This is a genomic window from Streptomyces sp. NPDC000941 (assembly GCF_053599555.1).
Genome location: NZ_JBSFMM010000398.1, coordinates 1 through 5,229, shown reverse-complemented (window position 1 = coordinate 5,229; position 5,229 = coordinate 1). Strand labels below are relative to the sequence as shown.

Below are 5,229 nucleotides of genomic sequence, written 5' to 3'. Positions count from 1 at the left end.
TAGGAGAAGGCGTAGAGGCCGCAGCCGGGCCGGGCACGGGCGGCGACCGGCCGCCCCGGGCGGGCTTTCCCGGGAGAGCGGGCGAGCCCGGTCAGGCCTGTGCGACGGTGAATCGGGTCCGGTGGTGCTGCGGGCGCTCGGCCTCGTCCAGCAGGGCCACCGCGAGGTCTTCCATGGAGATACGGGACGTGCCGTCGGCGCCGACCAGGAGCTCGTCGGTCCCCAGCCGGTAGGTGCCGGTGCGCTCGCCGGGTTCGAGCAGGGCGGCCGGGCTCAGATAGACCCAGTCCGCCTCGGACTCCGCGCGGCACACCTCGAGTTGTTCGGCGCAGGCCAGCGCGATGCCCCGCCAGGCGGCCGGGAAGTCCGGGGCGTCGAGGACCAGCGTGCCGCCGGTGCCGGGCACCGTCAGGGTGGCCGCGCCGCCGACGACCAGCAGCCGGACGCCGCCGCCCGCGACGCCGGCGAGCAGCGCCTTCGTGGCGGTGACGAGCTCGTCCTCGCTGCCGGGCGCGGGGCGGGTGGCGGTGATCACGAGGTCCTGGCCGGTGCTCAGCCGGACCACGTCCGCGACGTCGGCCGCATCCCCGGTCCGGGCCGTGGCGCCGGCGGGCAGATCGCCCAGCCGGCCCGGGTTCCGTACGACCGCGGTGACCTCATGGCCGCGGGACAGCGCCTCGGCCACCACCCTGCTGCCCACGCTCCCGGCCGCTCCGAAGACGGTGATGCGCATTGTTATCGGTTTCCTTTCGGCTCGGCCGTCCGGCGGACGGCGAGATCGCTGAGCGGGTGGGCCCGCCGTACGCGGCCGTGATCGGCGCGGCGGGCCGGACGGGTCTGGGCCAGGACCATGGCGGCGAGGACCACCGCCCCGCCCAGGGCCTGCCACGCGGTGAGTTGCTGGCCGAGCGCGAGCCAGCCGAGCACGGTGGCGACCAGCGGGCTGAGCAGCCCGAGGAAGGTGACGTCGGTGGGGGACAGGGCGCGGATGCCGCGGAACCAGAGGGCATAGGCCAGGGCGGCGCCGACGAGCGAGAGATAGCCGTAGCCGGCCAGGTTCTCGGCGGTCAGCGTCGTCGGGGGCGGCCCTTCGACGAGGAGGGCGACGGGAAGCAGCAGCAGGCCGCCGGCGACCAGTTGCCAGCCGGTGGTCGCCAGCAGGGGCGCGGGGGAGGCCCACCGCTTGCTGAGGACGACCCCGGTGGCCATGACGAGCGCGCCACCGGCCGCCGCGGCGACGCCCAGGGCGTCCAGGCGCGCGTCCGCCCGCAGGACGAGCAGGCTGACGCCGGCCACCCCCGCCACCCCCGCGAGCGCGATGCGCCGGGACAGCCGCTCGCCGAGCAGGCCGGAGGCGAGGACGGCGACGAGAAGGGGCTGCAGGGCGCCGACGGTGGCGGCGACCCCGCCCGGCAGCCGGTAGGCGGCGACGAACAGGAGGGCGAAGAACACCCCGATGTTGAGGGCTCCGAGCACCAGCGCACGCCACCACCACACCCCCCGCGGCAGCCGCCGCGTGACCAGGACGAGCAGCAGGCCGGCCGGCAGGGCGCGGACCACCGCGGCGAGCAGGGGGCGGCCCGGGGGCAGCAGTTCGGTGGTGACGAGGTAGGTGGTGCCCCATACAGCCGGTGCGAGCGCGGTCAGCAGGACGATCCCGATCCGATTTCTTAGCACTAAGAGAAAGTATCTCACTGCTAAGGGATTGGCTAGGCTGGGGGTGTGACAGACCACGTGGACCTGGTGTTGGAGCAGTGGGGTGCGGAGCGCCCCGATCTGGATGTGTCGCCGATGGCGGTCATCGGGCGCCTGAAACGGCTCTCACGGCTGATCGACGCCGAGACGCGCCGTACGTTCGGCGCCCATGGGCTCGACCCCGCGTCCTTCGACGTGCTCGCCACGCTGCGCCGCAGCGGGCCGCCGTACCGGCTGACCCCCGCCGCGCTGATGCGGGCGGCCATGGTCACCTCGGGCGCCATCACCCAGCGCCTCGACCGACTGGAGGCCCGCGGCCTGGTGACCCGTACGCCCAGCGAGTCGGACGGCCGGGTGGTGCATGTCGCCCTCACCGACGACGGTGGCGCCCTTCTCGACCGGGTCCTGCCCGACCACCTGGCCACCGAGCGCCGGTTGCTCACCGCGCTCGGCAGGACCGACCAGGATGCCCTCGCCGATACGCTCCGGAACGTCCTGGAGTCGCTGGGCGACACCAGGGAGTGAGCGGGCTGAACTGGCTGAGCAGCGGGCTGAGCGGCGGCCGCACCCCTCGTGGCGGCCGCCGCGGGATCGCCCGACGGCCGGTCAACCGATGCGGATGCCGAGCGAGTAGGTGGTGAGCAGACCGGGGGAGGAGTGGTTGCGGGCGGGCTCTTCGGGGTCGGCCGCCGCGCCGCGCAATGAGGCCGCGATCTCCCGGGCCAGGTCGGTGCGTTCGCGGTCCGCCGCGTACCGTACGACGCCCTCGGCGACCGCCGCCGCGCGGTGCTGCCCGAAGCTCTGCCCGCCCCACCCGGGCCGGGTGTCCCGCGGCTCCCAGGCGACAGCGAGGCCCGGGAGCAGGCGTTGCGCGAAGACGGAGGTGTCCGCGCCGATGCCCGGCAGCCGGTGCACGGCCGCCGCCAGCGGGAACACCACGTCCGCGAGGTCCGCGTCGAGATAGACCACGATGGCGTCGCGGCGCGGATACGCCCACGGGCGCGAGAGGACCTTCGCCCGGTACGGCACCGACCGCGCGGCCAGCTCCGCCAGCAGGGCGCCCCACACCCGCAGGGCGGCGTCCGGGTACCGCAGATGGACATACATCCGCAGCAGTTCGCGGTCCGCCCCGTCCGCCGGCCGCCCGTGGACCCCGTCCACCAGCAGGAACCCCGGTGACAGTGCCGGCCGTACGGCAGGCAGTTCCGCGACCACCCGCGCGCCCGTGACCGGAGCGGTCGTCTCTCCCGACGCCTCGGGCCCCGCGGCCTCAGCCGCCGAGGTCACAACAGCCGGTACCGCAACGGCTGATGGAGCAGCCTCATGGGCCACCCGGGCCGGGCCCCGCACCGCCTCCGGCGGCAGGCGCACCCGCACCCGCCCCAGCTCCACCGTGAGCAGGCCGCCGCCGCGCGTCGCGGTGGTGTGCACCACCGCTTCGACGGGGGTGTGCGAGTGCGGTGTCGCGGCGATCAGACGGGCCTCGAAGGCGTGGTCGCGGCGCGGCAGTCGGGCCGGGGCGTCGGGTTCGAGCGCCGTTCCCGCGTGCCATCGTTCGTACAGCGCGGTGGCCAGGGCCAGCCGTACCTCCCGCGCGGTGTCGCCCGGGATACGGCGATCCGCAAGCCATACGTCCGGCACGCCGTCCGGCCGAAGGCCGGGCAGGCGCAGATCGGTCAGCGCGGCGCGCAGGGCGGGCGACAGCGGGCCCGGCCCGGACCGCCCTGACGCGTCCGAGGTGTCCGTGGTGTCCGTCATGCGTCGTCCCCCAGCCCCAGCCCGAGTACTTCGACGAACCGCGCGGGCGCGAGCAGCGCGCCGCGCCCCACGCCTGCCGTCCCCCGCTGGACGGCCGTCAGACGGGCGCTGTGCGTGGCGGTGGCGAGCACCCGGTCGAACAGATGCCACCCGGCGTAGGCCACCGCCCGCTCCGCGAGGCCCGGGTCGGCCGTCGGCCGGGCCCCGCGGTACCCCCGCCAGAACGCGGCGATCAGCGGCCGTACGGAGTCGAGTTGGCCGGCGCCGCCGCGTACCAGGGACGCGTGGGTGCCGCCGTCGGCACCGGCCGCGTCTTCCTGGCCATCGGGTTCGAACTCGGTGAACATCAGCGTGGCCGCGCGGAACAGCCACTGTCCGACGAACCCGCCGATATCGCGGGCCGGATCGGCGAGGCGGAACTCCTCCCAGTCGCACAGATGCAGCTCGTCCCCGTGCAGCAGAAACTGATCCAGCCTCAGATCGCCGTGGGCCGGTGTCGGCTCGGCGGCGCCCGAGCGCTCGCCGAGCACTCGCAGCGCGGTCTTGAGATCGTTGTCGTGCTGCAGCAGCGCCCAGAAGGCGAGTTCGGCCGCGCTGCCGCGGGTGTACTCGGCCACGGTCAGCGTGGACAGCCGGGAGGCCAGGCCGCTCCCGTGGTGGGCCGCCGCCGCGGGCACACCGGCGGGGTGGAAGCCGTGCAGCTCTCCCACCGCCCGCCCGGCGCGGCGCGCCAGTTCGGCGTCGAACCGGCCCTCCTCCACCAGCGCCGCCCCGGACACCGCGCCCTCCAGCAGGGCATAGACCAGGATCAGCGCCTCACGGTCGCCGCCGAGGAAGACCGGGGCGCTCCAGCTGAACGGCCCGGCCGCGGCCCGCACCACCTGGAAGGCGTACGCCCGGTCGAAACGCGCCGTCGCGTCGGGCGCCCGCCGGTCCAGCCGTTTGACGAAGACCTGCTGGCCGTCCTCGGTGCGGCCCGCCCAGTTGTCGTTGCGGCCCGGATGGCTGACGAGCCCGTCCGGCACCAGCGGCGGGAGGCCGAGCCGCCTCAGCGCGCGCGCCACTTCGGGCGCCTCCGAGAGCGGTACGGGGGCCAGATCGTGCCGTGAGGCGTCCGGTGCGCCGTACACATCCTCCGGAATCGTCGCTGTCATATGCGAAACGCTAGGCATGGCCGCGAACAGGCGGAAAGTGGCAGGACTTCGCCTGACAGACCTCCGTACGGACAGCGGCGGGGCCGTGCCAGGGGGCAGGAATCTGTCAGTTTCGCGCTGTGGCGGGTGCTCCCCGTCAGGCGCCGCTGTGCCGACTGCCGCCGGCTCCTCGGGGTTGGGCCAGTTTCCTGCGGGTGTCCGGGCCGGGCGACGGCTGCTGGGATCGAGGGGACGGACGGGAGGCGGGCCGGGGGCGGACCCGCGCCCGTCCGTCCGTACTCGACACCGCCCGCGCCATCGACGACCCGAGGAGTCAGCAGTTATGAGCGCCATCGACCTGATGGGCGGCTACGCCGCCTACACCACGCCCGACGCCGCCGTCGCGGAGCTCGCCACCACCCGGACCGTCCACGACCCGGACGCCTCCGCCATCACGACCATCATCATCACCACCACGCTGTCGCTGCTGACCACCATCACCAAGGGCGACTGACCCGCGAGGCCGAGCGGCCGAGAGGCCGAGAGCCGGAAAAGCCAGGGGCCCCGCCGACGGTCGCGTCAGCGGGGCCCCGCCATGTGACACCGCCGGAAACCGCGGTCTCCGCGCGTCATCCGCATTGAG

At 74.7% G+C, this 5,229-nt stretch carries 6 protein-coding genes; 2 read left to right on the top strand and 4 right to left on the bottom strand.

Features of this window, described 5'->3' with window-relative positions; translation table 11 throughout:
• Positions 1-91: 91 nt before the first annotated feature.
• Positions 92-733, bottom strand: coding sequence for an NAD(P)-dependent oxidoreductase (locus ACWDSL_RS51655; protein WP_450496507.1), 642 nt, complete (start codon positions 731-733; stop codon positions 92-94).
• A gap of 2 nt (positions 734-735) precedes the next feature.
• Positions 736-1,677, bottom strand: coding sequence for an EamA family transporter (locus ACWDSL_RS51650; protein ID WP_450496505.1), 942 nt, complete (start codon positions 1,675-1,677; stop codon positions 736-738).
• Between the two features lie 45 nt (positions 1,678-1,722).
• Between ACWDSL_RS51650 and ACWDSL_RS51645 the strand changes: the two genes are divergently transcribed.
• Positions 1,723-2,220: a MarR family winged helix-turn-helix transcriptional regulator gene (locus ACWDSL_RS51645; protein WP_450496503.1), complete on the top strand. Its 498-nt coding sequence runs from the start codon at positions 1,723-1,725 to the stop codon at positions 2,218-2,220.
• An 81-nt stretch (positions 2,221-2,301) separates the two neighbouring features.
• Here ACWDSL_RS51645 and ACWDSL_RS51640 read toward each other — a convergent pair whose 3' ends face one another.
• A complete protein-coding gene (locus ACWDSL_RS51640; protein WP_450496501.1) occupies positions 2,302-3,453 on the bottom strand; it encodes a T3SS effector HopA1 family protein in 1,152 nt (383 codons plus the stop codon).
• Complete coding sequence (lxmK, locus tag ACWDSL_RS51635) at positions 3,450-4,607, bottom strand: class V lanthionine synthetase subunit LxmK (RefSeq protein WP_450496499.1); 1,158 nt, start codon at positions 4,605-4,607, stop codon at positions 3,450-3,452. The genes ACWDSL_RS51640 and lxmK overlap by 4 nt, the downstream gene beginning before the upstream one ends.
• A 322-nt stretch (positions 4,608-4,929) precedes the next feature.
• Between lxmK and ACWDSL_RS51630 the strand changes: the two genes are divergently transcribed.
• Entirely contained in the window at positions 4,930-5,100 is a 171-nt protein-coding gene (locus tag ACWDSL_RS51630) for a hypothetical protein (protein WP_179284966.1), read from the top strand.
• Positions 5,101-5,229: the final 129 nt, after the last annotated feature.

Bases quoted from the DNA above. Each gene is read 5' to 3' on its own strand.
- ACWDSL_RS51655 (WP_450496507.1), bottom strand. From the start codon at position 733: ATGCGCATCACCGTCTTCGGAGCGGCCGGGAGCGTGGGCAGCAGGGTG.
- ACWDSL_RS51640 (WP_450496501.1), bottom strand. From the start codon at position 3,453: ATGACGGACACCACGGACACCTCGGACGCGTCAGGGCGGTCCGGGCCG.
- lxmK (WP_450496499.1), bottom strand. From the start codon at position 4,607: ATGACAGCGACGATTCCGGAGGATGTGTACGGCGCACCGGACGCCTCA.
- ACWDSL_RS51630 (WP_179284966.1), top strand. From the start codon at position 4,930: ATGAGCGCCATCGACCTGATGGGCGGCTACGCCGCCTACACCACGCCC.